The 26432-nt window shown below is 71.6% G+C and carries 19 protein-coding genes and 2 pseudogenes; 6 read left to right on the top strand and 15 right to left on the bottom strand.

All coding sequences use genetic code 11. The annotated features are described in order from the left end of the window. The first annotated feature begins 111 nt into the window (after nucleotides 1-111). A complete protein-coding gene (gene fusA, locus KVT44_RS26305) occupies nucleotides 112-2211 on the top strand; it encodes an elongation factor G (protein ID WP_217569073.1) in 2100 nt (699 codons plus the stop codon). Nucleotides 2212-2323: 112 nt separating this feature from the next. Here fusA and KVT44_RS26300 read toward each other — a convergent pair whose 3' ends face one another. Continuing rightward, nucleotides 2324-3205 (bottom strand): RNA polymerase sigma factor SigF, encoded by an 882-nt coding sequence (locus tag KVT44_RS26300; protein ID WP_217569071.1) that lies wholly within the window; start codon nucleotides 3203-3205, stop codon nucleotides 2324-2326. A gap of 219 nt (nucleotides 3206-3424) precedes the next feature. Between KVT44_RS26300 and KVT44_RS26295 the strand changes: the two genes are divergently transcribed. The 4 genes from KVT44_RS26295 (at nucleotide 3425) to KVT44_RS26280 (ending at nucleotide 6696) form a co-directional block, all read left to right on the top strand. Beyond that, nucleotides 3425-4387: an anti-sigma factor RsbA family regulatory protein gene (locus tag KVT44_RS26295; RefSeq protein WP_217569069.1), complete on the top strand. Its 963-nt coding sequence runs from the start codon at nucleotides 3425-3427 to the stop codon at nucleotides 4385-4387. Nucleotides 4388-4871: 484 nt separating this feature from the next. Continuing rightward, entirely contained in the window at nucleotides 4872-5048 is a 177-nt protein-coding gene (locus KVT44_RS26290; protein WP_095856747.1) for a hypothetical protein, read from the top strand. 31 nt (nucleotides 5049-5079) lie between these two features. Then, the gene (locus KVT44_RS26285) at nucleotides 5080-5445 is read left to right on the top strand and encodes a PRC-barrel domain containing protein (protein WP_217569067.1); all 366 of its coding nucleotides are present in this window, start codon (nucleotides 5080-5082) and stop codon (nucleotides 5443-5445) included. A 45-nt stretch (nucleotides 5446-5490) separates the two neighbouring features. Further along, nucleotides 5491-6696, top strand: a complete 1206-nt coding sequence (locus KVT44_RS26280; RefSeq protein WP_217569065.1) for a cysteine desulfurase-like protein — start codon at nucleotides 5491-5493, stop codon at nucleotides 6694-6696. A gap of 22 nt (nucleotides 6697-6718) precedes the next feature. Here the strand turns inward: KVT44_RS26280 and KVT44_RS26275 are convergent, their stop codons facing one another. The 9 genes and pseudogenes from KVT44_RS26275 to KVT44_RS26235 form a co-directional block, all read right to left on the bottom strand. Further along, nucleotides 6719-8917, bottom strand: coding sequence for an FUSC family protein (locus KVT44_RS26275; RefSeq protein WP_217569139.1), 2199 nt, complete (start codon nucleotides 8915-8917; stop codon nucleotides 6719-6721). Between the two features lie 176 nt (nucleotides 8918-9093). Then, nucleotides 9094-9753: a spherulation-specific family 4 protein gene (locus tag KVT44_RS26270; RefSeq protein ID WP_217569137.1), complete on the bottom strand. Its 660-nt coding sequence runs from the start codon at nucleotides 9751-9753 to the stop codon at nucleotides 9094-9096. A gap of 39 nt (nucleotides 9754-9792) precedes the next feature. After that, nucleotides 9793-10662 (bottom strand): annotated as a pseudogene (locus KVT44_RS26265) (NAD-dependent epimerase/dehydratase family protein); the annotation flags it as partial. Nucleotides 10663-10669: 7 nt separating this feature from the next. Beyond that, nucleotides 10670-11383 carry a sugar phosphate nucleotidyltransferase gene (locus KVT44_RS26260; RefSeq protein ID WP_217569063.1) on the bottom strand — a complete coding sequence of 238 codons (714 nt, stop codon included), beginning with the start codon at nucleotides 11381-11383 and terminating at the stop codon, nucleotides 10670-10672. A gap of 34 nt (nucleotides 11384-11417) precedes the next feature. Next, nucleotides 11418-12419, bottom strand: a complete 1002-nt coding sequence (locus tag KVT44_RS26255; RefSeq protein ID WP_217569061.1) for a GDP-mannose 4,6-dehydratase — start codon at nucleotides 12417-12419, stop codon at nucleotides 11418-11420. A gap of 88 nt (nucleotides 12420-12507) precedes the next feature. Then, nucleotides 12508-13797 carry a hypothetical protein gene (locus KVT44_RS26250; RefSeq protein WP_217569059.1) on the bottom strand — a complete coding sequence of 430 codons (1290 nt, stop codon included), beginning with the start codon at nucleotides 13795-13797 and terminating at the stop codon, nucleotides 12508-12510. Continuing rightward, nucleotides 13794-15330, bottom strand: a pseudogene (gene pelF, locus KVT44_RS26245) (GT4 family glycosyltransferase PelF). Before pelF ends, KVT44_RS26250 begins: the two are co-directional and overlap by 4 nt. 86 nt (nucleotides 15331-15416) lie before the next feature. Next, the gene (locus KVT44_RS26240) at nucleotides 15417-17552 is read right to left on the bottom strand and encodes a hypothetical protein (RefSeq protein WP_217569057.1); all 2136 of its coding nucleotides are present in this window, start codon (nucleotides 17550-17552) and stop codon (nucleotides 15417-15419) included. 388 nt (nucleotides 17553-17940) lie between these two features. Continuing rightward, a complete protein-coding gene (locus KVT44_RS26235) occupies nucleotides 17941-18468 on the bottom strand; it encodes a hypothetical protein (protein WP_217569055.1) in 528 nt (175 codons plus the stop codon). Between the two features lie 492 nt (nucleotides 18469-18960). Here KVT44_RS26235 and KVT44_RS26230 point away from each other — a divergent pair, with 492 nt between their 5' ends. Next, the gene (locus KVT44_RS26230; protein ID WP_217569053.1) at nucleotides 18961-19854 is read left to right on the top strand and encodes a DMT family transporter; all 894 of its coding nucleotides are present in this window, start codon (nucleotides 18961-18963) and stop codon (nucleotides 19852-19854) included. A 27-nt stretch (nucleotides 19855-19881) separates the two neighbouring features. Here KVT44_RS26230 and KVT44_RS26225 read toward each other — a convergent pair whose 3' ends face one another. The 5 genes from KVT44_RS26225 to KVT44_RS26205 all read right to left on the bottom strand — a co-directional run bounded on the left by KVT44_RS26225 (nucleotide 19882) and on the right by KVT44_RS26205 (nucleotide 26363). Then, complete coding sequence (locus tag KVT44_RS26225; RefSeq protein WP_190171712.1) at nucleotides 19882-20415, bottom strand: GNAT family N-acetyltransferase; 534 nt, start codon at nucleotides 20413-20415, stop codon at nucleotides 19882-19884. An 80-nt stretch (nucleotides 20416-20495) separates the two neighbouring features. Next, nucleotides 20496-21224, bottom strand: coding sequence for an FAD binding domain-containing protein (locus tag KVT44_RS26220; protein ID WP_217569051.1), 729 nt, complete (start codon nucleotides 21222-21224; stop codon nucleotides 20496-20498). Between the two features lie 158 nt (nucleotides 21225-21382). Then, on the bottom strand, nucleotides 21383-22369 hold the full coding sequence (gene meaB, locus KVT44_RS26215) for a methylmalonyl Co-A mutase-associated GTPase MeaB (RefSeq protein ID WP_190171710.1): 987 nt from the start codon (nucleotides 22367-22369) through the stop codon (nucleotides 21383-21385). Nucleotides 22370-22374: 5 nt separating this feature from the next. Further along, entirely contained in the window at nucleotides 22375-24549 is a 2175-nt protein-coding gene (scpA, locus tag KVT44_RS26210; RefSeq protein WP_217569135.1) for a methylmalonyl-CoA mutase, read from the bottom strand. 8 nt (nucleotides 24550-24557) lie between these two features. Continuing rightward, nucleotides 24558-26363 (bottom strand): methylmalonyl-CoA mutase subunit beta, encoded by a 1806-nt coding sequence (locus KVT44_RS26205; protein ID WP_217569049.1) that lies wholly within the window; start codon nucleotides 26361-26363, stop codon nucleotides 24558-24560. Nucleotides 26364-26432: the final 69 nt, after the last annotated feature.

Raw genomic sequence — 26432 nt, 5'->3', positions numbered from 1 at the left:
TGGGGATGTGCCGCGGCCAGAGGTCCCCGCACGGCCCGTGGCACGACCGCGGGCCGCTTCGTCCGGGAAATCGCGCCGCCCCATCCGGATCATTCCGAAAGGCCATGGGCCGTGCGTACCGACCGACACCGTCACCTCGACACCCCGCTCGCCGCCGTCCGCAACCTGGGCATCCTCGCCCACGTCGACGCCGGGAAGACCACCCTCACCGAGCGGATCCTCTACCTCACCGGGACCACCCACAAGCGGGGTGAGGTCCATGACGGCACCACCGTCACCGACTTCGACCCCCAGGAACGCGATCGTGGCATCACCATCTTCGCCGCGGCCGTGAGCTGTGCCTGGGACGCGCACCGGATCAACCTGATCGACACCCCGGGCCACGTCGACTTCTCCGACGAGGTGGCGCGCTCCCTGCGGGTGCTCGACGGCGCCGTGGCGGTCTTCGACGCCGTCGCGGGAGTCGAGCCGCAGAGCGAGGCGGTGTGGCGCCAGGCGGACCGGTACGGCGTGCCGAGGATCGCCTTCGTCAACAAGCTCGACCGCGCCGGTGCCGACCTCGACACCGCGGTCGAGTCGATCCGGGAGCGGCTGCATCCGGCCCCGCTGGTCGTCCAGTTGCCGATCGGAACGGAGGCCGGGTTCACCGGTGTGGTGGATCTGCCGCGCATGCGGTCACTGGTCTGGCCCGAAGGCCGCGACACGGTCGAGGAAGGCCCGGTGCCCGAGGCACTGAGGGACGCCGCGGAAGGCCGCCGCCGACAGCTGGAGGAAGCGGTGGCGGAACTCCACCCCGGCGCGCTCGAGGAGTTCTGCGCGGAAGGGACGCTCTCCGCGCGGACCCTGACCGCCGCGCTGCGCGACCTGACCCGTTCCGGCGACGGCGTGGTGGTGCTGTGCGGCTCGGCCTACCGCAACCGCGGGATCGAGCCACTGCTCGATGCCGTGGTGGCCTACCTGCCGTCGCCGCGCGACGTGCCCGCGGTACGCGGCACCCGGGACGGTGGGGAACAGGAGCGGTTCGCCGACCCGGCGGCACCGTTCGCGGCACTGGTGTTCAAGGTGAACGGGACCGCCACGGGGCGGCTGACGTACCTGCGTGTCTATTCGGGCACGATCGGGAAGGGAGAGACGGTGTGGGACTCGGGCACGGGGCGCACCGAGCGCATCGGCCGGATCCTGCGGGTGCAGGCCGACCGTCACGCCCCACTGGAGCGGGCGGTGGCGGGCGACATCGTCGCGGTGGTTGGGCTGAAGTCGGCCCGCGCCGGGTCGACCCTGTGCGCCCCCGGGGCTCCGTTGGTTCTCGAACCGCCGACCGTCGCCGATCCGGTCGTCTCGGTGGCCGTCGAGGCCGTCGGCAGCGCTGAGGCGGAGCTGTTGGTGTCCGCGTTGACGCGGCTGGTCGAGGAGGATCCCTCGCTGGTCGTGCGCACCGACCCCGAGACCGGCCAGCTGGTCCTGTCGGGCATGGGCGAACTGCATCTGGAGGTGGCGGTGGAGAAGATCCGGCTCGCCCACGGTCTGGACGTCCGGGTCGGCCGGCCGAGGGTGGCCTACCGGGAGACGGTCGTCCGGGGAGTGTCGGGGCTGGTCCACCGGCACGTCAAACAGGACGGCGGCGCCGGTGAGTTCGCCCATGTCGTGCTCGACGTGGAGCCGCTGGAGGACGTCCCGGGCGACGGCGGCGAGGGCGCGACGCGCTTCGAGTTCCGCTCGACCGTCGTCGGCGGACGGGTGCCACAGGAGTATGTCCGGGCGCTGGAGGCCGGGTGCCGTGACGCGCTGGCCGACGGGCCGCTCGGCGGGCACCCGGTCACCGGGGTACGTGTCGTCCTCACCGATGGAGCGACCCATCCGAAGGACTCTTCGGAGCGGGCGTTCCGGACGGCCGGCCGGTTCGCGCTGCGGGAGGCACTGCGCGCCTGCGCGATGGTTCTCCTGGAACCGGTGGCGGACGTCACGGTCACCGTGCCGGACGACGCCGTGGGCGGGGTCCTCGGTGACCTGGCGGCGCGACGCGGGCAGGTCTCGGGCTCCGTCGCGCGGGCGGGCGTCGTGGTGATCACCGCGACCGTGCCGCTGGTCGAGCTGTTCGGCTATGCGACCCGGCTGCGCAGCCGGACCCGGGGCCGGGGAGTCTTCACCGCCCGGCCCGCCGGGTACGCCCCGGCACCGAGCACGGCGCCGACCGGGACTGTGGCCCGGTGACGCACAGGACGGTCCCGCCCGACTTCGGGCGGGACCGTCCCGCGGCGCCCCGGTCGAACGCTGTCCCGGTCGAACGCTGCCCGGGGCGGGTGCGTCGGACGACCGCGGCGCGTCAGGCGACCGCGGGATCGAGCAGCCCGGTGCGAAGACGCTTGATGATGCGGGTGATCAGACGCGAGACGTGCATCTGCGAGATGCCGAGTTCCTCGCCGATCTGGGCCTGGGTGCGCTCCTCGACGAAACGCATGTGGATGATCCGGCGCTGACGCTTGTCCAGTTCGGCGATCAGCGGGGCCAGGGACTGGAAGTCGTCGACGAGTTCCAGCGAGGGATCGTCCTCGCCGATGAAGTCCGCGAGAACGGTGTCCCCGTCCGCGCCGTCGTCGGCCGTGAGCGCGGCGTCGAGGGACGAGGAGTTGTAGCCGTTGGAGGCCTTGCGCGCCTCGATGACCTCCTCCTCGGAGAGAGACATCAGCGCGGCCAGCTCACGCGTGGTCGGGGTGCGGCCGAGGCGGGTGCGCAGTTCTTCCGTCGCCTTGGCGAGTTCGATCCGCGCCTCCTGAAGACGGCGGGGCACGTGGACGGCCCAGCTGGTGTCGCGGAAGAAACGCTTGATCTCGCCGACGATGTACGGAACGGCGAAGGAGGTGAACTCGACCTCGCGGGTCAGCTCGAAACGGTCGATCGCCTTGATGAGCCCGATCGTGCCGACCTGGACGATGTCTTCCATCTCGTCCTGGTTGCGGCTGCGGAAGCGGGCCGCCGCGTACCGCACGAGGGAGAGGTTCATCTCTATGAGCGTGTTGCGCGCGTACTGGTAGTCGTGCGTGCCTTCCTCCAGCACGGCCAGCCGGTCGAAGAACTGACGCGACAACGAGCGCGCGTCCTTCGGGCTGATCTTCAGTGGCTCGTCGATCAGGGGGAGTGCCTCCTCCTGTGCCGTCCCTGCCTGCTGTGCCGTGTTGGTCGCCTTCGCTGCCGTCACGGCTGCCATGCGGTCCACCCCAGTTCGTTCGAAGCCAATTGAAGACAGTGCCCGTCTGCCCCGTCTCAAGCCAGTCATGCCACCCAAACCCCGAAACCCGCGGAACGCCTCTGTTCCGCGGCCCGCCGGACATGGGGCCACTACCACTCCTCGCCGAAGCCCTCTGCCGGATGCACGCCGACGGCAACCGCCGCCGCCTACAGTGGGATCCGAGGTGAGCCAGTGGGCATGGAGCAGGGAGAACACGGAGCGCGGTCGCCCCTCGCCCGAGACCGGGCGGAGCCGTTCGCGCATCCCGCGCTCCTGTACCGCTCCGAGCAGGAGTACGCGCAAGGCACCCTGCCGTTCGTGTCCGAGGGCCTCGCCACCGGCCTGCCCGTGGCGGTGGCGGCACCTCCGTCTCGACTGGCGCTGCTCAAGGCGGAACTCGGAGCGGTCGCCCACGAGGTCCGCTGGATCGACATGACCCAGGCCGGCCGGAACCCCGGCCGGATCATCCCCGCCGTCCTGCGATCCTTCGCCGACGCCCACCCCGGACGCCCTGTGCGCATCATCGGGGAGCCGATCTGGTACGGCCGTACGCCGCGTGAGTACCCGGCCTGCGTCCAGCACGAAGCCCTCATCAACACGGCGTTCCACGGCCGCGACGCGACCATCCTCTGCCCTTACGACGCCCGAACCCTCTCCGACGACGTGATCGCCGACGCACACGCCACGCACCCCGTGGTGATCAGCGACGGGCGGCCGTGCGTCAGCCACGCCTACGATCCCGAACGCGTCCTCGCGCGCTACAACGAGACCTTGCCGTATCCGCCGGGAGCGGCCACGGTCCGCTTCGCCGCCGGACTGCTGCCTGCCGCACGCGACTTCGCGCTGCGCGAGGCACGGGAGCGGGGGATGGCGCCGCCCCGGCTGCAGGATCTGAACCTCGTCGTCGCGGAGTTGACGACCAACAGCGTGGTGCACGGAGGCGGTTCGGGGACGCTACGGATCTGGGCCGAGAGCGAGCAGATCGTCTGCGAGGTGCGTGACGAGGGACACCTGACCGACCCCCTGGCCGGCCGCCGCCCGGTGCGCCCGGACCAACTCGGCGGACGGGGCCTGCTCCTCGTCCACTTCCTGTCCGACCTGGTACGCGTCCACACCGCCGCGTCCGGAACGACCGTACGCAGCTATCTCGCCCGAAGATGACCGCGGTCGTTCCACCCGGGGCCGGCCGTGCCCCTCGCAGCTCGCCGTACTCGCTCTACTCGCCGCGGTGCCGCCAGTACCAGACCAGGACCGCGACGAGCCCGCAGAGATAGACCAGGGGCAGGACCAGGCCGGGGACACGGGCCGCGTTCACGAAGCGGCTCCGACGGGAGAACAGGCCGATGCGGCCGGGGTGTGTGCCATTGCTGTCTGCTTTCGATGAGCTGCGGGCCGGTGGGGGCGTGTGTGGCGACAGGAGCGGACTGATCGGCACTCGCGGCCCGGGTGGTGGGCTCAATGATGACGGCAGGCCCCGCGGTTCGGCCCCGTCCGGGCCGGCTGGACTTGTGTACGGGGATTCCGCCCGCGCGAGCGGTACACGGAGACCGGCTCCCGTTCCAGGCTCGCACCGATGCGCGAAGTTGTGTCGACAGGATTCCTGGGGGCACTCGGACTCCACCACCACTTCGGATGAGGAGAGTTCATGCTCGGAATCGTTGCGGCGATCGTGCTGTTCATCGCGTTCTTGATCAATGCCGCGGACCTCTCGACCAACGACGTCTTCACGTCGACCAACGTCATGCTCATAGGGCTGGCCCTGCTCGCCCTGCACGTCTCCGGCGTCGGCGGCGGCTGGGCGACCCGCGGCCGTAGGCGCTGACGCCTGGGGCGGACGGTTCAGGAGGAACAGCATGACGATCGACAGAATCTGGTCGTACGCACCGGGGTTCGGCAGCCCCGAGGCGCTGGACCTCACCGGCTACACCGTCGAGGCGAGCGACGGGACGATGGGGCACGTGGACCGACAGGCCGACGATTCCGGTATGCGCCACCTGATCGTCGACACCGGTGCGTGGGTTTTCGGAAAGAGTGTTCTGGTACCTGTGGGTGTCGTCACCGACATCGACACCCAGGCGCGGAAGGTGACGATGGCCCGCACCCGGGAGGAGATGACCTCGGCACCGGTCTTCCGGACCGACCGCGAGACCCTGGACCCCGCATACCTGGCCCGGGTCGGCAGCTACTACCGAAGCCTGCCGCCCGGACAACTCGCCTGATGTCGTCGTCCCCGAGCGGACGACATCGCAGCCCAAGGAGCCCGAGTGACCTACGACGTCGGCGCGTTGCGCGCCCAGATCCCCGCCCTGCGGACCGGCATCGCGTATTTCGACGGTCCGGGCGGCACCCAGACGCCGGCGCCGGTCGGCGCGGCGATCGCCGACGCGCTCACCCGCCCACTGTCGAACCGCGGGAGCGTCACGACGGGAGAGGCGAACGCGGAGGCTCTCGTCAGGGAGTTCCGGCAGACCATGGCCGACCTGTTGGGCGGGGAACCCTCGGGAGTCGTCTTCGGCCGCAGCGCCACCCAACTCACGTACGACTTCTCCCGGGCGCTGGCCAAGGACTGGGCCCCCGGCGACGAGATCGTGGTGAGCCGGCTCGACCACGACGCCAACATCCGCCCCTGGCTCCAGGCCGCGGAGCGGACCGGCGCCCGGGTGCGATGGGCCGACTTCGATCCGGTCACCGGCGAACTCCCGCCCTCGGCCGTGGGCGAACTGCTCACCGAACGCACCCGGCTGGTCGCGGTCACCGCCGCCTCCAACCTGATCGGTACGCTCCCCGACGTCGCGGAGATCGCCCGTCTGGTCCACCGCACGGACGCACTGCTCTACGTCGACGGCGTGCACTACACGGCGCACACGTTCGTGGACCTCGCACGGCTCGGCGCCGACTTCTTCGTCTGCTCGCCGTACAAGTTCCTCGGCCCGCACCACGGCGTGCTCGCCGCCGCTCCGGCCCTGCTGGAGACGCTGCGTCCCGACAAGCTGCTGCCCTCCTCCGACGCGGTCCCGGAGCGTTTCGAGCTCGGGACGCTACCCTACGAGCTCCTCGCCGGCACCCGCGCCGCCGTCGACCTGCTCGCCGGTCTCGGGACCGGTCCGACGGACGACCGGCGCGCCCGGCTGCGGTCCGCGTTCGCGTCGATCGAGCGGCACGAGCGAGCGCTGCGGGACCGGATGGAGAACGGCCTGGCCGCACTCGCGGGCGTCACGATCCACTCCCGGGCGGCCGACCGCACCCCCACGCTGCTCCTGACCTTCGACGTCCGCGACACGGACGACGCCTACCGCTTCCTGGCGGCGCGGAGCGTGCACGCGCCCGCGGGAACCTTCTACGCGCTGGAGGCATCGCGCCACCTCGGCCTGGGCGACACCGGGGGCCTGCGCCTCGGACTGTCACCGTACAACGACGAGGACGACGTGGAACGGCTGCTGGAGGGCCTGGCGGCATTCCTGAAGTCGTGACCCCCGCGACTCCCGGCACTCCTTAGGCGGCGGGTCCCCGGGACGCCGTGTCCGCGGGCGTCGACACCGGTACTCCGAGGGGGCGGGCGAGGCCGATCACGCCTTCGTCCAGGCGCTGCAGATGCCGCAGGACCCGGTCGGTCACGCGGTCGTGCCGGGGACGGCCCGGCCGGTCCGTCTCCAGCATGGACGCGAGGCTGGGGCCGGTCTCGGCCACGCCTTCGGTGTCGTCGTCCTCGACGCGTGCGACCAGGACGTCGATGTTGTGTGCGATGCGCCGGCCGGCCCCCTTGAGTCGGGGATCGGCCGCGACGGTCTTGCTGTAGGGCAGCAGCTCGGCCGTCGCCGCCAGGGAACGCGCGTGGTACGCGCACGTCTCCAGGAGCGCCACGAGATAGCGCGCGGTCTGCCGACGGGCCCGCAGTGGGGTGATCGGATGGGTCAACGGCTGCGTGGAGGATCGTAGATCGTCCAGAGCCGTGTCGAGATCCCGCGCCTTGTCCAGCAGCTCGATCGCCGGGCCGCCGCTCAGCTGCTCGACCGCCGCACCGGTGACCTCCCCGAGCCGCTTCAGAACCGTGGCCAGCAGCTCGTCGGTACGGCGGTCCGTGTTCACCGGCAGCACCAGGGCGGCCGCGATGACACCACAGGTGGCGCCGAGCGCCGTTTCCTCGATACGAAGGACGAGCACCCCGGTGCTGTAGGTGTTGAGCAGCGTGTACAGCAGGCCCAGCATCGCCGTGACGAAGAAGGACATCAGGGCGTACGACAGCGGCGCGGTGAAGAACATCGCGAAGATGAACAGCAGCACCAGGGCGAACGCGGTCCAGGTGTGGGAGCCGACCAGACTCGCCAGCAGGGCACCGGCGACGACGCCGAGGACGGTGCCGAGCAGCCGCCGATACCCCTTGACCAGGATCTCTCCCGTGGACGCCGTGTTCAGGAAGACCACCCAGCAGGTCAGCACGGCCCAGTACCAGCGCTGACTGGAGAGGAACTCCCCACCGACGATGGCCAGGGCCGAACCCACCGACACCTGGACCGCGGTACGGGTCGTCGGACGCTTCCACCCCGTGGGGGCGTGCGCGTCCTCCTCGTCCTCCTCCTCCCTGGCGATGGCGATGTCCTCGGCGTCCAACTCCTCACGGGAACGGGTCGTCGACGGTGTGTCGTCGGACTCGTCCTGCGGCCCGTCGAGGGCGAGTCGCAGGCCCAGGACGGAACGCCCCGTCTCCCCGATCCCGCGGAAGACGTCCTGGACGGCCGCCGAGGCACGCGGCAGGTTCTCCTCGTCGCGGTAGCCGAGCAGCCGGTTGCGCACATGGGCCACCCCGGTGCCGCGGTCCTCGGCGACCGGGCGCAGGACGAGCAGGCGCAGCGCTTCGAGATCACGGCGCAGGGTGGCGGTGGTGTCGTCCTGCGCCCGGAGCCGGTCGCTCGCCGCGGGCACGGGCGCGTTCGGCAGATGCAGGGTGAGCGTGTCGGCCCGTTCCGCGCTGCGGGCGGTCAGGATGAGCACCCCGAGCCGCTCGGCGGCGATCTCGGCGTCGGCGATACGCCGCTGCACGAGCGCGGCGGTGGCGCTGTCGCTGGTCCCCTCCGCCAGCCGTCCCTGGATCATCATCGCGCTCTCGTGGAGCCGGGCGGTGTGCCGCCTGACCTCCTCCAGAGCCTTCTCCACCCGGTCGGGGCCGGCGTCCAGCAACTCGATCTGGGCGGACACCAGTTGCGCCAGACGGGCCCGGAAGGCCGCGCGCAACCGACGCAGCACACGCTCGGGCGTCTCCGGCACGACGACGAAACGCACCAGCGCACTGCACACGAACGCGACGACCAGGGTCCCGCACAGTCCCGGCAGACCGGGGACGCCGGCCCTGACGAACAGCGACACGAAGTAGACCTGGAACCCGATGAGGCCCAGCGCCGTTCCGCGATCACCGAAGCGGCGGCTGTACACGGCGGCGAAGATCAGCGCCAGGAAGAAGAGGTCACCCGCGACCACGTGGGTGCTGAGCAGCGCCCCCAGCGACATCGCGGCGAGTGCCACGACCAGCCCGAGCGCGAGCGTGACTGCCTGTTGGCGCTGCTGCTTCTCCTTGATGGCGAAGGTCGCGGCCATGGCCGAGATGGAACCGGCGACCAAGTGAGTCTTACTGGCCCCGAGCAGCGCCAGTACGGCGAGCGTGAGCGCGATGGCCCCCACCGTCCGCAGCCCGGCCATGAGCCGCAGCAGCCCGGGGTCCGATGCCGCGAATCGGTCCCAGATCCTCGTCCGGCCCGGCCGTGTCGCTGTCCTCACGCTGCTGTTCTGCCTCGCTCTCCGCCATGATCAGCGGTTCCAGCATGGCACGTGTCGACGCCCGCGCGTCCTTCCCGGCGTCCGCGGCGACCCCGGGCTCAGTCGGCCTCGCTCAGCGCGGGCGTCAACTGCGCCCAGGGATTGGGAGGTTCTCCCGTCACGGGACCGTAGACCGCCGCGCCGCGTTCGCGCGCGGTCCGCACGGCGAGCGGTACGAGCGCCTCGGGCACACCGTAGACGAGATGGCAGAACCGGTCGGGCGGGTGCCGGGCGGTCCACGCCGGTCTGCTGAACGCCGACACATAGGTCGTCCAGTGCCCCTCGAAGGTCACCGTCAGGTCGGCGACGCGCGCATCCCCCGGCGCCGGGTGCACCCCGGGGTTGAGCACGACGGTCGTGGCGCCCAGCCGGCGTACGGAGCGCACCACCCTTCGGCAGGCGGGCAGTTCGGCCGGGTCCGAGGTCACCCGGTCCAGGAAGCAGCCGTCGGCCCCGTACCACTCCCGGTGCCGTACGATGTCCTGCGCGACCTCGGCCGTGGAACGCGCACCGTAGTCGGTGTCCACGTAGCCGAGCAGGCGGGCGCCGGCCACCCGCAGAGCTCCGGCCGCCGCCGTGAACGCCGGGTCGGGGCTCGGGCCCGGACCGTTCGCGGGATTGATCACCACCGCGTACGTACGGGCCGCGGCCGTGATCAGCCGGTGCCAGGCGCCCGGATCCTCGGCCGGGTGGACGTACAGCGGAATGAGCAGGCTCATTGCGCCCGGCCGCCTTCCGGCCGGACGGGCGGCGCCGCCCAGCGCGGCCAGCGACTCCTCCAGGGCGTACGACGGCCGCCAGTCCAGGCCCTCGCCGGCGGCGGCGATGTCGGAGCACTGCCACGACACGGCCCCCGAGCGCGCCGAGCCGCCGCCGTCCTCCTCGATCCGGCCCCGGAACCCGGCGGTGCGGGCCAGCGTCCGTACGAGCTCGCGCACCGGGACGGCGCGTCCGCCCCCGATGTTGAGGACGTGCGGCAGGGGCCCGGGCGACGTGGCCGCGAGCACCGCCGCCCGCGCCACATCTCGTACGTCCACGAAGTCGCGGTATGCCGACAGGTCACCCAGTCGGATCACCGCGTCCGGGTCCGGGCCGGCCGCGCGCAGCAGCCCGGCGATCCGGCCGGGCAGCCCGGTGGGCGGGGCGCCGGGCCCCACCGGGTTGCCCACGCGCAGGACCACCGCGTCGAGTCCGGAGGTGGTCACGGTGACCGTCCCGGCGAGTTTGGTGGCGCCGTAGGGGGTGACGGGACGGGTGGCCGACGCCTCGGTCACCCTGGTGTCCGGGGTGCCGGGGCCGTACTCGGCGGCCGAGCCCAGATGGACGAGGCGTGCCGAGGGTGCCGCCTCTCGCAGCGCCGCGCACAGGACGGCGGGGCCACGGGAGTTGACCTCCGCGAGGGTCACGGCGTCCCCGTCGGTCGAGCCCGCACAGTTGATCACGGCATCGGGCGCCGCCGACGCCAGGGTCTTCGCCAGCCCGTCCGTACGGGCGGTGGCCAGGTCGATGTCCAGCTCCGCGTCGGGCGAGCGACCGCCGCCGAACACCCGGGCGTCCGGCAGGGCGCGCAGGTGCTCGACGACGTGACCGCCCAGATAGCCGGTGAAGCCGAGGACGAGAATGCGCATGCGGTGGTCAGGCTCCCTTGAGCAGCATCGACTTGCGGGTGGTGAACTCGGCGTTGGCCCGGTCGTAGTCGTCGGGGCGGCCGATGTCGAGCCAGTACCCGTCGAAGTCGTAGGCGTGCGGGGGGTCCTGTGCTTTGAGTAGATCGAGCACCAGTTCGTCGAAGCCCAGCGGCAGCCCGGGCGTGTAGCCGTCGAGGGTCGTCCTGGACAGCCCATAGACGCCCATGGAGACGCGGTAGTCCATGCTCGGTTTCTCGGTGAACGCGACGACCTTGCTCTGGTCGGTGGTCAGCACGCCGAAGTCAATGCGCACCTTGCGCGCGTAGGTCGCGATCGTCAGCGGGGCGGCCGAGTCCCGGTGCTGCTTCAGGACGTCGGCGTAGTCGAGGTCGGTCAGGACGTCTCCGTTCATCACGAGGAACGACTCGGGCAGGCGCTCGCGCATGGTGAGCAGCGGCCCCATGGTGCCCAAGGGGCTCTCCTCGGTGGCGTAGTCGACGGCCATGCCCCACTGGGAGCCGTCGCCGACGTAGGCGCGGATGATCTCGCCGAGGTGGCCGATGGCGAGCGTGCAGTGGGTGAAGCCCGCGGTGGCGAGCTGGCGCAGCACGATCTCCAGGATGGCGTGCTGGTCGCCGATGGGCACGAGCGGCTTGGGCAGCGCGGTGGTGTAGGGCCGCAGCCGGACGCCCTTGCCTCCCGCCAGGATCACTGCGTGCATAGGGGCTCCTCCTTCGTGGACGTGCCGGACGGGGTCAGATGTTGTAGATGCCGGTCTTGTACCGGGCGAGGTTGGCCGGGTCGCGGAAGAACTCCACGGTGTGCGCGAGCCCCTGCTCCAGGTCGTGGCCGGGACTCCAGCCGGTCGCCTCGCCGAGCCGGGTCGCGTCCGCGACCAGCCGCATGACCTCGGAGTTCGCGGGCCGGATGCGCTGCGCGTCCTCGCGTACGTCGATGGCCGTGTCCATCACCTTGCCGATCAGCGTGACCAGGTCACCGACGGAGATCTCGCCCCCGGTTCCGGCGTTGAAGGTGCGGCCGACCACCCGCTCGGCGGGCGCGGTGCCCACCGCGAGGAACGCCTGTGCGGTGTCCTTGACGTAGGTGAAGTCGCGGGTGGGCCGCAGGTCGCCGAGGGTGATGGTGTGCGCGCCGGCCGCCACCTGCCCGATGACGCTCGGGATCACCGCGCGCATCGACTGGCGCGGCCCGAAGGTGTTGAACGGGCGCAGGGTCACCACCGGGGTGTCGAAGCTCGCGTGGTAGCTGTCGGCGAGCCGGTCCCCGCCCGCCTTCGAAGCGGCGTACGAGGACTGGGTGTTGATCGGGTGGTCCTCGGTGATCGGCACGGTCCGCGCCGTGCCGTAGGTCTCGCTCGTGGAGGTGTGCACCAGCCGGGGTGTGCCGAGGACGCGCACCGCCTCCAGCACGTTGAGCGTGCCGGTGACATTGGTGTCGACGTAGCTGTGCGGTGCCTGGTACGAGTACGGGATCGCGATGAGGGCGGCCAAGTGGTAGGCGCAGTCGGCGCCTTCGAGGAGGCCCCGGACCGAGCCGGGGTCCCGGACGTCGCCGAGGACGATCTCCACGTGGTCGAGGACGTCGGTGGGCAGGGTCTCCAGCCAGCCGTAGGAGGCGAAGGAGTTGTACTGCGCCATGGCCCTCACCCGGTGTCCGGAGGCGACCAGTGCCTCGGTGAGGTGTGAGCCGATGAAGCCCTCGGCTCCGGTGACGGCGGCGAGCGGTGCGGAGGTCAACGCGTGGTCCTTCCGGTCGGTTGCGCGTGTGATGTCCGTGCGTCGGGCGCGGCCCGGGGGCCGGTGTCGTGCGGTGGTGGTCCGGAGGTCAGGCATGCGGCGCGGGCCGCCCGAGCAGCCGTAGCGCGCACGCCGCGAGACACAGCGCGGCGGCGCCGCAGCACAGCGACAGCACCTCCGTGCCCGGTGGGAGACGGAACAGGGTGACGGCCGCGGCCCCGCCCGCGGCCGCGAGGCACACCCCGGCGGGCGTCCACGCCACCCCGAACGCCTGGAGCAGCAGCGCGGTCCACAGGGTCGCCGCGAGCAGCAGCAGCGGGGTCGGCTCGGCATCGGTGAGCAGGGCAGCGGGCAGCAGCGGCAGCAGGTAGGCGAACAGACAGAGGGCGAGCACGCCGGCCGAACGCAGCAGGAACCCGGCCGGGGTGGCCGTCGCCCGCAGCGCCGCCACCGACATGCCCCGGTAGCGGTACAGCAGCCACTCGGCCGGTCCCATGCTCACGGCGTACGGGTCCTGGCGGCCCTCCAGCAGTACCAGCGCCCCGGCGGCCAGGCCGAACAGGCCGCACGGCAGCGAGCGCAGCAGCCTGGGCCGGGTGCCGTCCGGGACGGGCACGGCCGCGAGGGTGCTCCGCAGGGCCCAGCCGGCCGCGGCGACCGTGCCGAGCAGTGCCAGCAGAGGCAGCCCGGCCCGCAGCGCGGTGCCCGGCTCCCACCACGGCAGCACCGCCGCCCCGGCGATCAACGGGGTGAGCGCGGCCAGCAGCAGCCGTTCCCGGCCCAGCACCAGCAGCACGCCGGCCGCCGCGAGGTACGCCGACTGCGCGGCCGCGACCAAGGCCGCCGGATCGGGTCCGGCGACCAGCGCCCCGGCGGCCGTGGCCACCACGGCGCCCAGGGGCGCGCCCTTGAGGAGCGTGCGGCCGGCCTCCCGCCGCCCCGTGGTCATCCGCAGATAGGCCCGGTGCCACAGTCGCCCGGTGAGCAGGTAGGCCAGTCCCGGCAGCGCGAACAGCGCCCCGCGCAACGCGCACCGCACATGGTCCGGGCGCCACGGGTCGGCCGGCTTCGCGGGCTCGGGGAAGGTGCGCGGCACCCGTTCGAACAGGGTGGCGGCGAGCGAGAAGAGATGGGGGTGCCCGTAGCGCTCTTGGATGACCTCGGCGGTCAGTCCCTCCGACTCCAGCAGCGCCGCCACCTCGTACGGATGGACCGCGGGTCCGATGCGGTCGGCCAGCTCCGCGGCGAGCCGGTCGACCGCGTCCCGGTCCGGGCCGTGGTCCGGCAGGCGCAGGGCGAGTGTGCGGTCGTCGGCGAGCCGGAGGGCCAGCGTGTCCTGCTCCAGCCCACCGGGTTGGAGCTCGATCGGCCCGCTCATCCGGCCAGGCTCCCCGACTGCGCGCCCGCCGCCGCGAGTTCCGCGTCGGCCGCGGCACGGTCGGCCGTCCACGACTCGCGCGGTGTGATCCGGCCGAGCGCCGACAGCTCCAGGTAGATCGACCGGAAGGTGTCGACGGTCTGGCGCAGGGTGAACTGCTCGATCACCCGCAGCCGCGCTGCCTCGCCCGTCGCACGGCGGCGGTCGGGATCACCCAGCAGCTCCAGCGCCGCCGCTGCCATCGCGGCGGGATCGCGCGGCGGTACGACGAGACCCGTGTCGCCGACGGCCTCCCGTACGCCGCCCACGTCCGTGGAGACGGTCGCCCGTCCGCAGGACATGGCCTCGATCAGGGTGAAGGGGAAGCCCTCGCTGATGCTGGAGAGCATCACGACGTTACCCGCGGCGTAGGCCTCCTTGATGTCGTCGACGCGGCCCTCGAACGTGACCGCGTCCGCGTGGCCGAGTTCGGCGGCCAGCGCCTCGCACCGCTCCCGGTACGCCTCGCCGCCCCGCGGTGTGCCACCGAACAACCGCAGCCGCAGGGAGGGGAGTTGGTCCCGGGCGAGGGCGAAGGCGCGGATGAGGGTCTCCAGGTCCTTGATCGGGTCGACGCGGCCGGCCCAGCTGAGGGTGGCCTCGGTCGGCTCGGGGCCGGCCGGCGGGAACGCGGCGGGGTCCACGCCGTTGTAGACGGTGCGGATCGACTCGGGGTCGGCGCCGCCCTGTTCCTCCCACAGCCGGTTGTAGAGGTTGCCCGGCGTGATCAGGGCGGCCCGCCGGTAGGTCTCCTCGGCCAGCAGCCGGAAGAAGCCCAGCACGACGGCCTTCACCGGCCAGCGGTAGGGGGCGGTGCGGTAGCCGAGGTAGCGCTCGCGCAGATAGACGCCGTGTTCGGTCAGCAGCAGGGGGACGCCGTGCCGTTCGAGCGCGGCCAGGCCCGGCAGCGCCGCGACACCGCCGCTGACCGCGTGGGCCACGCCGTCCTCCGGCAGCGGCGCGGCCAGCGGACGCAGCGCGTGTTCCAGCAGGGCGGTGGCGGTGAGCGCGTCGTGCAGGGTCGGCCGTGCCTCGCGTACCGCGAGCCCGGGCCGGTTCCAGACAGCGGTCAGGATGCCGATCGCCGTCCCCGCGCAGGAAGGGACTCAGCTTGCCGTCCGCCGCGGCCCGCGCCATCTCGTACAGGGTGCTGCCGAACCTGTCCTCCGCGCAGGGATCGAGCAGGGCGGTGAGGAACCGCTCGTACGCGGTGGCGAGCTGATTGAGCCGACGCCCGCGGGGCGGCCGGCCTTCGGGCGCGGGCCCCCACATGGGGACCGCGACGACGCGCGAGACGTGCGGGGGGATGTCCCACACGATCGGTTCGCGTCCCGTACCGGTCACGGCGACGACGTCGAAGTCCATGTCGGGCATGCCGCCGACGAGCTGGTCGCACCAGACGCTGACGCCGCCGTGACTGTGCGGATAGGTACCTTCGGTGAGCAGAGTGACGCGCGTTGACTTGGGACGTCGCGCGCCGTGGGGAACGTGCATCGATGTGCTCCACGGCCGAGTTATGGGGTGGTCGTGCCGGTCCCGGACGCCGGTGATGCGGCCGGGACCGTCTGTCGGTGCGCCGTTCAGTTGTCCGGGGTGTAGGGCACCTGCCGGGTCGCACCGGCCGGTACCCGGGTGCGCGGAGCGGTACGGGTCGCCGCCGCCTTCCGCGACACGTCGACGGTCGCGGACAGCGACGGGGTGGTCGACGGCAGGGCGAGCGCGAGTGGTGCGTCCGCCGACGCGGTCCAACCGGCCACCTCACCGGCGTACGAGGAGCCGAAGCCGGTGCCGCCGTTGGTGGTGCCCGTGGGCATGGTGGCCGTCACCGCGACGCCGCTGGGAGCCTGGACGGTCACGGTGTCGCCGATGCGGTAGGCGGTGACCTGACCGGCGGACACCGCGGTCTTCCAGGCGGCGCGCCGCTGCAACTCGGTGCCGATGTCCTTCATCCGCGGGTTCAGCACGGGGGTGTTGTCCGCGAACAGGGCGTCGTACCCGTCCAGCACACCGTCGAGGACCGGGTACGCGATGCGGTCCTCGGCCAGGTTCGACTGGTGCATGATGTGCGGCTTGGGGTCGTTGGAGAGCACGTGCCCGAGGTCGATCCTCGTCTCCAGCGGCACGATGTAGTCGGCGTAGCCCGTGCTGGTGTCCAGCGGCGCCGACAGACAGGTGGAGGTGTCGGGGTGGTCCTCGCAGATGCCGCTGCCGCCCTGGGCGCGGCTGGTGTAGATCCAGTTGTACTCGTCGACCTGCTCGGCCGCGCGGCCCGCGTTGTAGAAGACGTTCATCGGGTAGCGGGGGACGGTCGTGGCGGGACCGACCTGACGCTGGTCGGGCTCGCGGGAGTTGTCCGAGCCGAGCCAGGCCACGCCGTTGTCGGTGAGCGCGGGCGCCAGGTCGGGATTGTCGTCGGGCTGCTGCGGCAGCACCTTGAGCCCCGAGTGCTCACCGGTGATCAACTCGCTGGTGTCCAGGGGAAGTCCGGCCGCCTGCCCCCAGGCGCGGTTGGTGGCGATCTCGTCGGAGATGGCGGTGCGGCTGACCCACTTGGTGCTGCCGTCGGTGTTGGTGGCGCACTTCCAGGGCACCACGGTGGTGTCCTGCTCGCAGCCGAGGAAGGCGTGCGTGTAGGTGTGGTTGATCCAGCGGAACTTGTCGCGGTCGGCGATCAGCTTGTCGGCCAGCAGGTCGACCCCGTTGTTGTCCGTAGGCTGGTCCACGCTGCCTGCGCCGTTGAAGGCCAGGTCGAGGGTGAAGTTCCGGCTGCTCTCCCAGGCGGCGGCCTGGTCGACGTCCGCCGGGGTCATGCGGATCGGGTTGGCCACGCCCTCGCCCTGTGGGCAGTCGATGTCGCCGGGCGTGCAGTTGAGCTGGGTGTCCCAGCGGTCGTCGGCGGCGAAGACGTCGTCGACGTGCACGGCGAAGTAGTTGCGCGAGGCGCCGAGGTGCACGCCCCCGGTCATCCACTCCACGATGCCGCGGGCCAGCAGCCGGAACTGCTGCTGGTACTGGTTGTAGACGAACGTGACGACGAGCTCACGCCGCCCGTCGTGCCGGTACTTGCCCACCAGGGAACCCCGCGTCGACTGCCCCGGTATCGGCGCGTCGACGTACGGGGTGAAGTCGGCCCCGGCGGCGGGCGTCGACAGATAGGCGTAACTCTCGCCCACCGTGGGGGAGTTGTCCTCGAACGGCACGGAGCCGTCCAGATAGCCGAAGGGCCCTGCCTTGCCGGCCGCCGTGACCTGGGCCTGCACACCGTCGACGCTGCCGGAGTAGCCGCCGCTGACGGGGTACTTGAGCCCGGCCTCCGGACGCGCGTAGGTGTACGCGTCCACCTGGGGGATCGCGTACGTCTGCTCGTACGCGGCCAGCGCCGCCATCTCGGCGGAGCCCGCCGGGAACGGGTTGTCGTTGGGCAGGACGACGGCCTGGAACTTGGCGCGCGGACGACCGTCCACCGTGTCCGCCAGGAAGACGGCGTCGATCACGGACCTCCCGGACTGCTGGAGGTCGACCTCGGTGTACGGCGTGCCCGCGGCGTCCAGTTCGGCGGCGATGGCATCGGTCGACGGGCCGCCGTCGCTCACGACCAGGACCCGCAGATCGATCCGGGGTGCGGTGGCGTCGGCGTGGGCCGTGCCGGTCGGCAGGCCGAGCGAGGCGATGAGAGCGCCCACGGTGAGCGCGGTTCTGCGTATGGTCCGCTGCATGCGGAGAAGTCCCCGCCCCGGGTAGGGGTGAGTACAGCTCCTTCGGAGCGGACGCACCCCCTTGCGCGACGCCGCCCCCCCTCAGGTACCGGTCGCCGACGCATCCGTCGCGTCACATCCGTGTGGGGCGCGACTGCCCCATGGGCCCCGCGGGCTGGTCGTGACCTGAGCCGGGGCGGATGCGGAGCGAGGGAGTCCGCCGCGTTGCGGCGTCACCGGCCCAGACCATGTGAACTTCCCGTGTACGGGCCGGAATTGATGTCAATCGGCCCCGACATGCCGGTGGCGGCCGACGCGCGCGCAGCGCGAACCGTCCGCCACCGAGGGCCAGGTGACCTCGTGGATGCCCCGTACCGGAGCCCGATCCGACGTGGTCACCGGTCTGCCGTCAGGGGCAGAGCACGCGGGTCTCGGGCGTGTAGACCGGACCGCCGTTGGAGTTGGCGCTGTCGCTGAACTCGGCGTAGAAGTGCGAGTAGAAGCCGATGTTGCCGTTGCAGCCGGAGTCGGCGGCGATCTGCAGCGTCAGTGTGACGGTCCGGCTCTGACCGGGCGGGATGGTCGCGCCGTAGTTGGCGCCGAGGTTGGCGGGCCCGGTACCGGAACAGGGGGTGCTGCCGGCCGCCGTGGCCAGAGTGCAACCGGTGAAGCCGTACTTCAGGTCGGGGCGCTGCGTGGTCAGCCACGTGGGGTCGATCGTCTGGTGGATGAACCAGACGTCGTACGTCCTGTTGTTGGTGATCGTCATCGACAGGTTCACCGTGCCGCCCGGGTGGGTGGTGGCGCTGTCGGTCGTGAACGTCAGGTCGGCCGGAGCCGGGTCGGCCGCGCTCGCGCTGGGAGCCAGACCGAACACGGCGAGGACAAGGGCGAAGACGGCGGCGAGACCGAGGCGTCTCATCAGAGTGGATCGCATGGCCCGGGAGGCTAGGCAGACCGCGAGCGCACCGTCTGCCCCAACCGGCACGCCGGAAGGGGCGGTCGGCCGGAAGCGTACGTCTCGTGAAGGCTGTGTAACCGGCCCATCACGCCGCGCGATCACCCGCATCCGCCCATGACGCCTGAGGCGCGGGCGGCCGGCCCCGGCGACTTTCGCCACCGTGCGGTTCCCCTGGGTGACGGAGCGCTATTGGCCAGTACCGTCCGGACCGGGAACGGCGGAACCGTTCCTACCGCTCGTGAGGCGGAGACGTTCTCGGCCAACCCGTCATTTCCGGCCGCGGGGCTGACCGCGTCGAGCGCATGGCGGCCATGGCGTGGCCTTGTCCGTGGCCCGGGCAACGGCACCTGGGTGTGCCAAGGGGCGGACTCCATGGTGGCGCGGGAGCATGGGGGGTGACCCGTGCGCCTCGGTCGGTGCCCGTGGGAGAAAGCGGGAGAGGAGCGGGAGAGAAGGAGGGGCAAGCCGGTGGCGTTGGTGTTCTCCGTCGTCTTCGCGGTGCTGGCCGCGGTCAGCAACGCGACCGCCACTGTCCTCCAGCGCCGCGCGGCACAGGACGTGCCGTTGTCCGAGGGCTTCCACGCCAGACTGCTCGTCGAGCTGCTGCACCGGCCGGTGTGGCTGGGCGGGATGGCCGCGGTCATGGCGGCGGCATGCTTCCAGGCGCTGGCGCTGGTCAACGGAGCGCTGTCCGTCGTACAGCCGATCTTCGTCCTGGAACTGCCGTTCGCTCTGCTCATCGGCGGTCTGGTGCTACGGCGACGGGTGACCCGGCGCGGGTGGACCGCCGTGGTGTGCATCGCCGTCGGGCTGGGTACCGTGCTGGCCGCGGCCGCCCCCTCGGTCGGGACCGACCGGCCCACCACCGGCGGGTGGATCCTGGCCATCGTGTGCTGCGTCGGCGTCATCGTGGCCGCCGTCGGTGTCGCGCTGCGGCGCCCGGCCGGACGCGCCCGCGCGGCCTGTTTCGGCGCCGCGGCGGCCATCGGCTACGCACTCACCGCGGCCCTGATCAAGGACGCCACGCACGCCTGGGAGACGGGCGGCGTCACCGGGTTCTTCCTCGCCTGGCAGACCTACGCCTTCGCCGCTACCGGAGTCTGCGCGCTGTTCCTCCTGCAGAACGCCGTCCAGTCCGGCCCCCTCGTCGCTTCCCAGCCCGCCCTCACCCTCGGTGACGCCCTGGTCAGCCTCGTCCTGGGCGTCACCTTGTACGCGGAGCGGGTACGCACCGGCTGGTGGCTGATCCCCGAGACCGTCGGGGCCGCCCTGATCCTGTACGGAGCGATCCTGCTGGCGCGGATCCCGCTCACCCAGGTGCTCGTCGCGTCGCCGGCCGCGCCGGACCGTACCAGGGCATGAACCGCGGGAATCGACGACTCGGCGGGTTCAGGCCTGGAACTCGGTGAGATCGATGGCGTGAACGAACAGTGGATGGCCGTACACCGGGTGCGTCGTCTCGCGCTCCAGCGTCATACCGAGCTTGCGGATGACGTTCTCGGACGCGTCGTCCCCCGCTCGGGTGATGCTGATGACGCGGTCGAGGCCACGGTCCTGGAGTGCGAACTCCAACGTGGCATGGGCGGCTTCGGAGGCGTACCCCTGACCCCAGAACGATGAGCCGAGCCGCCAGCTGATGGCGACGGCGGGCAGTACCTCCGGCAGGAACTCGGGCACGGACAGGCCCACGAAGCCGGCCAGTTCGCCGGAGGCCAGCAGTTCGACGGCGAAGAGGCCGAATCCCTCCTCGTCCCATTCCTCTTCCCACTGTTCGATGGCCTCTGCCGTGTGGTCCAGGTCGCGAACGGAGCCGTCGTCGATCCAGTGCATGACGCGGGGGTCGGCATTGATGTCCGCCATCGGCACGAGGTCGTCGTCGGACCAGCGGCGGAGGAGGAGGCGGGGCGTGTGGATCTCGGTCATGGCGCCCATCCTGCCCGACGGGCGACCTCGGGCCGACGGCGGCAGCGCCAAGACCGTGCTGTCGGTGTTCGGAAGGGCCCTCAACGACCGGTGGGACGGGACAAGAGGTCGGTGACCAGTTCGTGGACCGCTTCCCAGGCTGTGGCGTGCAGTGCGCCGACGGCCGTGCGACGCAGGTCGTCGAGGAGCTGTTCGGAGTCGGAACCGGCGTCGTACTCGGTGCCCTCGGTGAGTACGTCGTACCCGTCGCGGACGGCGACTCGCAGGCGCGTTCCTCCGGTGCCGGCGGTGTGCAGAGCGGCGGCGACGACCAGCGGTGGCGGACCGCCCGCTTCGCCGGGCAGCTTGCGGTAGGCGCTGGTGATCGGATCGCGCCAGCGGAGGCCGAGCAGCAGGTGGCCCTTGGCCAGTACCTCGGTCAGGTCGGTCTCGTAGACGCTGTCCGGATCCAGGACCACCGCGCGCGCTTCCAGCACGAGTGCGGCGGGCAGCAGACAGCGCAGGGTGCTCCCGACGATGTTGCCGCCGACGGTGGCAGTGCGGCGCACGGCTCCGGTCCCCACGGTGGCGGCCGCCCGGCGCAGTGCTTCGGGCACGCGGTCGTCGATCCGGTTCAGTATCACGGCCCCGCCCAGCGTCTCGCGGCCGATCGTGTTGGCTTCCGGCAGGTCGCGCAGCGACATGGCCTGCTCGGGGAAGCCGTCCCGCTGCCAGGTGGCCCATATCAGGGTCGCCCCGCCTATGGGCACCGCCCCCTCGGCCATGCACTCCTGTGCTTCGGAAACGGACGTGGGCAGACGCAAGAGCACGGCAGCCGACCTGCTTTCTGGGAAATGAGCGGCTGAGTACGCACTACCTCAGCCCTATGACCGTCGACATGGCGCATTTTCCCCCGGCACACAGGGGCGCGTACAGGGCTCACCGCATCACCCGGTGCGCCCTAGGCCCTGTCGACCTGGCCCGCGGTTCAGCCGCGCTCGCCGCCGAACACCCCCAGGATGCGCTCTGCGGCCAGCGTGGCCGTCAACTCCCCGTCCCGCACCTGCTGTTCGAGACCGGGGGCGAGGGCGCGTACGGCCGCGTCGGCGTGCAGGCGCCCGAGGAGTTCGTCGCGGACCATCGTCCACGTCCAGTCCACCTGCTGGTCGCGGCGCTTGGCGGCGAGGCGGCCGGTGGAGTCGAGGAGTGTGCGGTGCTGTTCGAGGCGCTCCCACACCGTGTCCAGACCGGTCGACTCACGGGCACTGCAACTCAGCACCGGCGGCGTCCAGGCGGCGTCGACGGGATGCATCAGCCGCAGCGCGCCCGCCAACTCCCGTGCCGCACCCCGGGCGTCCCGCTCGTGCGGTCCGTCCGCCTTGTTGACCGCGATGACGTCCGCCAGTTCCAGGACGCCCTTCTTGATGCCCTGCAACTGGTCCCCGGTGCGGGCGAGGGTCAGGAGCAGGAAGGAGTCGACCATGTTCGCGACCGCGGTTTCCGACTGGCCGACGCCGACCGTCTCCACCAGGACCACGTCGTAGCCCGCCGCCTCCATCACCACGATCGACTCCCGGGTCGCCTTCGCCACCCCGCCGAGCGTGCCCGCGGTGGGGGAGGGGCGTACGAAGGCCGCCGGGTCGACGGCCAGGCGCTCCATCCGGGTCTTGTCACCCAGGATCGAACCGCCGGTCCGACTCGACGACGGATCGACGGCGAGCACCGCGACCCGGTACCCGAGCGAGGTGAGCAGCGTGCCGAACGCGTCGATGAACGTCGACTTGCCCACACCGGGTACGCCGCTGATGCCGATCCGCCGCGCCTTCCCGCTGTGCGGCAGCAGCTCGGTCAGCAACTCCTGTGCCAGGACGCGGTGTTGGGGCCTCGTCGACTCCACGAGCGTGATGGCGCGTGCCACCAGCGCCCGCTTTCCGTCGAGTACGCCCTTCACATAGGTGCCGAGGTCGATCGCCATGGGGGTCAGAGGTCGTGGCCGAGGTCGGCGGACAGCCGCTGCACCAGGTCGTACGCCGCGTCCGGGATCACCGTCCCGGGTGGGAAGACGGCCGCCGCGCCCATCTCGAGGAGCGTGGGCACGTCCTGCGGCGGGATCACCCCGCCGACCACGACCATGATGTCCTCCCGGCCCTCCTCGGCGAGCGACTCCCTGAGCGCCGGTACGAGCGTGAGGTGCCCGGCGGCGAGCGAGGACACCCCGACGATGTGCACGTCCGCCTCGACGGCCTGGCGCGCCACCTCGCCCGGGGTCTGGAACAGCGGGCCGACGTCGACGTCGAAGCCGAGGTCGGCGAAGGCGGTGGCGATCACCTTCTGGCCGCGGTCGTGCCCGTCCTGGCCCATCTTGGCGACCAGGATGCGGGGCCGACGGCCCTCGGCCTCCTCGAAGGAGGACACCAGGGTGCGGGTGCGTTCGACGGAGGGCGACTCGCCGGCTTCGGTGCGGTACACACCGGAGATCGTACGGATCTGGCTCGCGTGCCGCCCGTACACCTTCTCCAGGGCGTCGGAGATCTCGCCGACCGTGGCCTTCGCGCGGGCCGCGTTCACCGCCAGCTCCAGGAGATTGCCGGCGCCTTCGGCAGCCCGGGTCAGGGCGTGCAGGGCGTCCTGGCACGCCTGTTCGTCGCGCTCCGCGCGTAGCCGCCGCAGCTTCTCGATCTGCTGCGTGCGCACGGAGGAGTTGTCGACCTTGAGGACGTCGATCTGCTCGTCGGTCTCCACCCGGTACTTGTTCACGCCGATGACCGGCTGGCGTCCGGAGTCGATCCGGGCCTGGGTACGGGCAGCCGCCTCCTCGATGCGCAGCTTGGGGATGCCCGCGTCGATGGCCTTGGCCATGCCGCCCGCCGCCTCGACCTCCTCGATGTGCTGCCAGGCCCGGCGGGCGAGGTCGTACGTCAGCTTCTCGACGTACGCGCTGCCGCCCCACGGGTCGATCGCCCGCGTCGTGCCCGACTCCTGCTGGATCAGCAGCTGGGTGTTGCGGGCGATGCGCGCCGAGAAGTCGGTGGGCAGGGCGAGCGCCTCGTCGAGGGCGTTGGTGTGCAGCGACTGGGTGTGCCCCTGCGTCGCCGCCATCGCCTCCACACACGTACGCGTGACGTTGTTGAACACGTCCTGCGCGGTCAGCGACCAGCCGGAGGTCTGCGAATGGGTGCGCAGGGAAAGAGACTTGGCGTTCTGCGGGTCGAACTGCTTGACCAGCTTGGCCCAGAGCAGCCGCGCCGCCCGCATCTTGGCGATCTCCATGAAGAAGTTCATGCCGATCGCCCAGAAGAAGGAGAGCCGGGGCGCGAACGTGTCCACGTCCATCCCAGCCTCCCGCCCCGCCCGGATGTACTCCACCCCGTCGGCCAGCGTGTACGCCAGCTCCAGGTCGGCCGTCGCGCCCGCCTCCTGGATGTGGTAGCCGGAGATGGAGATGGAGTTGTAGCGCGGCATCCGCTGCGAGGTGAAGGCGAAGATGTCGGAGATGATCCGCATCGACGGCTTCGGCGGATAGATGTAGGTGTTGCGGACCATGAACTCCTTGAGGATGTCGTTCTGGATGGTCCCGGCCAACTTCTCGGGCGGTACACCCTGTTCCTCGGCGGCCACGATGTAGAGCGCGAGTACGGGCAGTACCGCACCGTTCATGGTCATCGACACGGTCATCTTGTCCAGCGGGATGCCGTCGAAGAGCTGGCGCATGTCGTAGATCGAGTCGATCGCCACGCCCGCCATGCCGACGTCACCGGTTACGCGCGGGTGGTCGCTGTCGTAGCCGCGGTGGGTGGGCAGGTCGAAGGCGACGGACAGGCCCTTCTGACCAGCCGCGAGATTACGCCGGTAGAAGGCGTTGGACTCCTCGGCCGTGGAGAAGCCCGCGTACTGACGGATCGTCCAGGGCTGGTTGACGTACATCGTCGGGTACGGGCCCCGCAGATACGGGGCGATGCCCGGGTAGGTGCCGAGGAAGTCCAGGCCCTCCAGGTCCTGCCCGGTGTACAGCGGCTCGACCGCGATGCCCTCCGGGGTCTCCCACAGGAGATCGGCCCCGCCCGTGGCCTTCTTGACGGCGCTTCGCCACTCGTCGCTCCCGCCGTCGGCCTTCGGGACCCCCAGCTCGATCCCGGAGAAGTCGGGGATTCCCATCGCTGCCATCAGGACACTCCCATACGGTCGAGGGTGGCGGAGAGCACGGCGACGGCGTCGCACCCCGCGAAGACATAGGCATCGACATCCGGGTACTGCCCGGGACGGCCCGCGAGGAACACGTGCCCGGCGCCCGTCGCCTTCAGCTCCCCGGCGACCTCCGCGGCCCGCTCCTCGTACAGCGTGTCGCTGGAGCACAGGCAGACCTCGGTGGCACCGCTGTCCTCGAAGGCGCCCTCGGTGACGGGCTCGATGCCACCCGCTTGGAACAGGTTCGAGGCGAAGGTGAGGCGGGCGGTGTGCGCGGCGGCCGGGCCGAGGGCGGCCAGGAAGATCCGCGGCCGGGAACCGGTCACCGCCAGGTGGGCGTCGGAGCGGGCCCGCAGCGCCTCGAACGCCTCGTCGCGCCGCACCCGCGGCAGCCCGCCGGACGGCGGCACGGGGGCTGGTTCGCGCTCCACGAGGCGTTCGGCGAGGTTCGGGAACTCGCTGACCCCGGTGATGGGTTCGCGCCGCTTGGCGAGCTTCGCGCTGCGCGCCTCCCAGGTGCGGGCGAGGTCCTGGCCGAGCCGCCCGGAGCGCAGGGCCGCCGCCTGGCCGCCCTCCCGCTCGATCTGCTGGAAGAACTCCCAGCCCGCGTGGGCGAGTTCGTCGGTGAGCCGCTCCACATACCAGGACCCACCGGCCGGGTCGATCACCCGGGACAGATGCGACTCCTCGACCAGGATCGTCGAGGTGTTGCGGGCGATCCGACGGGCGAAGGCGTCCGGCAGACCCAGGGCGTGGTCGAAGGGCAGCACGGTGACGGCGTCGGCGCCGCCCACTCCGGCGGCCAGTGTCGCGACCGTCGTGCGCAGCATGTTCACCCACGGATCGCGGCGGGACATCATCACCGGCGAGGTCACCGCGTGCTGCACCTGCCCGACCGGGGCCCCGCAGACCTCGGTCACCCGCGCCCACAGCCGGCGCGCCGCCCGCAGCTTGGCGATGGTCAGGAACTGGTCGGCGGTCGCCGCGTACCGGAACTCCAGCTGGGAGGCGGCCTGTTGGACGGTCAGCCCGGCCTCGGTCAGCTCCCGCAGATAGGCGACACCGGTCGCCAGCGAACAGCCCAGCTCCTGCGCCGCCGAGCCGCCGGCCTCGTGGTACGGCAGCGCGTCCACGGTCAGCGCCCGCAGCCCCGGGTACTCCTCGGCGCACAGCCCCGCGAGGGCGGCGACGGGCGCGAAGTCGAACCCGCCGTCTCCTGTACGGGCCTCATGGCCCAGCGGGTCGGCTCCCAGGTTGCCGCGCGCCGCCTCCTTGGCGACCCCGCGCTCCTGGTAGAGCCGTAGCAACTCGCGTGCGGCGGGCTCGACTTCACGTCCCGCGTCGAGGACGACGGGCGCCAGGTCGAGATAGACGCCGTCGAGGACCCGGTCGAGCGAGGACACCGGAATGCCGTCCGCACCGGCGACCAGCCAGAGCGAGGTGACGCCGTTCTCCAGGTCCGCGAGGACCGCCGCGCCATCGGCGGCCGTGTGCTGCTGCCGTACGTCCCAGCCGCCGAGGGTGTTGCCCTCGGGGCGTCCGCCCCGTACGAAGGGAGCGAAACCGGGCAGGCCGGGATCGGGCGCGGAGTCGTCCGCGGTGTACAGGGGACGGGCGCGCAGCCCGTCCTCCAGCGTGGTGGACAGAGCGTCTTCTGCTGCCGCGCCCGAGACTTCCTTGCCCGACTTGCGCAGGACGCCTTCAACCAGGCGTTGCCACTGCTCATGGGTCGCATCAGGGAACTCGGCGGCCAGCGAGAGCCCGTCGTCAGGCAGGACCGTCATGCTCGGATGCTAGGCCAGATACGCAGGTGAGCAGCAGAGGACGCGGCTGTGACCTTGACCTCCCAGGGG

Source organism: Streptomyces sp. GbtcB7, from assembly GCF_019091445.1.
Lineage (GTDB): Bacteria > Actinomycetota > Actinomycetes > Streptomycetales > Streptomycetaceae > Streptomyces > Streptomyces mirabilis.
This window is presented reverse-complemented; position numbering and strand designations above follow the sequence as displayed.

What these genes read in the sequence shown, in the direction of transcription:
- KVT44_RS26240 (WP_217569057.1), bottom strand. Translation starts at nt 17,552, where the DNA reads ATGCAGCGGACCATACGCAGAACCGCGCTCACCGTGGGCGCTCTCATC.
- KVT44_RS26270 (WP_217569137.1), bottom strand. Translation starts at nt 9,753, where the DNA reads ATGAGCCTGCTCATTCCGCTGTACGTCCACCCGGCCGAGGATCCGGGC.
- KVT44_RS26205 (WP_217569049.1), bottom strand. Translation starts at nt 26,363, where the DNA reads ATGACGGTCCTGCCTGACGACGGGCTCTCGCTGGCCGCCGAGTTCCCT.
- KVT44_RS26260 (WP_217569063.1), bottom strand. Translation starts at nt 11,383, where the DNA reads ATGCACGCAGTGATCCTGGCGGGAGGCAAGGGCGTCCGGCTGCGGCCC.
- KVT44_RS26225 (WP_190171712.1), bottom strand. Translation starts at nt 20,415, where the DNA reads ATGACCGAGATCCACACGCCCCGCCTCCTCCTCCGCCGCTGGTCCGAC.
- KVT44_RS26290 (WP_095856747.1), top strand. Translation starts at nt 4,872, where the DNA reads ATGCTCGGAATCGTTGCGGCGATCGTGCTGTTCATCGCGTTCTTGATC.
- KVT44_RS26250 (WP_217569059.1), bottom strand. Translation starts at nt 13,797, where the DNA reads ATGAGCGGGCCGATCGAGCTCCAACCCGGTGGGCTGGAGCAGGACACG.
- KVT44_RS26300 (WP_217569071.1), bottom strand. Translation starts at nt 3,205, where the DNA reads ATGGCAGCCGTGACGGCAGCGAAGGCGACCAACACGGCACAGCAGGCA.
- meaB (WP_190171710.1), bottom strand. Translation starts at nt 22,369, where the DNA reads ATGGCGATCGACCTCGGCACCTATGTGAAGGGCGTACTCGACGGAAAG.
- KVT44_RS26275 (WP_217569139.1), bottom strand. Translation starts at nt 8,917, where the DNA reads ATGGCCGGGCTGCGGACGGTGGGGGCCATCGCGCTCACGCTCGCCGTA.
- KVT44_RS26285 (WP_217569067.1), top strand. Translation starts at nt 5,080, where the DNA reads ATGACGATCGACAGAATCTGGTCGTACGCACCGGGGTTCGGCAGCCCC.
- scpA (WP_217569135.1), bottom strand. Translation starts at nt 24,549, where the DNA reads ATGGGAATCCCCGACTTCTCCGGGATCGAGCTGGGGGTCCCGAAGGCC.
- KVT44_RS26235 (WP_217569055.1), bottom strand. Translation starts at nt 18,468, where the DNA reads ATGCGATCCACTCTGATGAGACGCCTCGGTCTCGCCGCCGTCTTCGCC.
- KVT44_RS26295 (WP_217569069.1), top strand. Translation starts at nt 3,425, where the DNA reads ATGGAGCAGGGAGAACACGGAGCGCGGTCGCCCCTCGCCCGAGACCGG.